This is a genomic window from Neisseria sp. P0021.S005 (genome assembly GCF_051956955.1).
In genome coordinates this window covers 1-642 of the sequence record NZ_JBQCWY010000855.1, presented here as the reverse complement: position 1 = coordinate 642, position 642 = coordinate 1, and the positions used below count along the sequence as shown (strand labels likewise).

Annotated in this window: 1 protein-coding gene; it reads right to left on the bottom strand. The window is 39.9% G+C overall.

Features of this window, described 5'->3' with window-relative positions; translation table 11 throughout:
* Nucleotides 1-303: 303 nt before the first annotated feature.
* Nucleotides 304-642, bottom strand: a 339-nt coding sequence (locus tag ACTHUE_RS19785; RefSeq protein WP_440424252.1) for an adenylosuccinate synthetase, incomplete at its 5' end; no start/stop codon positions are given.

Sequence of the window (642 nt, the reverse complement as noted above, 5' to 3'; positions counted from 1 at the left end):
TATCAAGCTCCTAACTTTATTGAAAATATAGACTATAAATTTTCTGAAAGGATAACATCAATACCCATTTATTTACAGGGGTTTTTGTGAAATAAAATTACAGATTTGGTTTTTCTTGATTTACGTCAATGAGAATAATTGTTACTTGGCACTACATCTCCGTTTTCAAACACTCGCGTTAAAAAACGGCGTAAAATACAAAATTCAGCCCTAAAGACAGACATCCTTCAGGGCTGAATGTTTATTGCATTTATATAAAAGGCCGTCTGAAACATTCAGACGGCCTTTTATTCACTTAATCAATTAAGCAAACGGATGGTGCAGAACGATGGTTTCTTCACGATCAGGACCGGTTGAAACAATAGCCACAGGCGCACCGCAAACTTCTTCAATACGTTTCAGATAAGCTTTAGCGTTTTCAGGCAGCTTGTCGTACTCTTTCACGCCAAAAGTCGACTCGCTCCAACCCGGCATGGTTTCGTAAATCGGTTTGCAGGTTTCCACCGCATCAGAGCCGCAAGGCAGAATGTCGGTTTTGCTGCCATCAGGCAATTCATAACCTACACAGATATTGATGTTTTTAATACCATCCATCACGTCCAGCTTGGTAATGCACATGCCAGAAATGCCGTTAACTTGAAT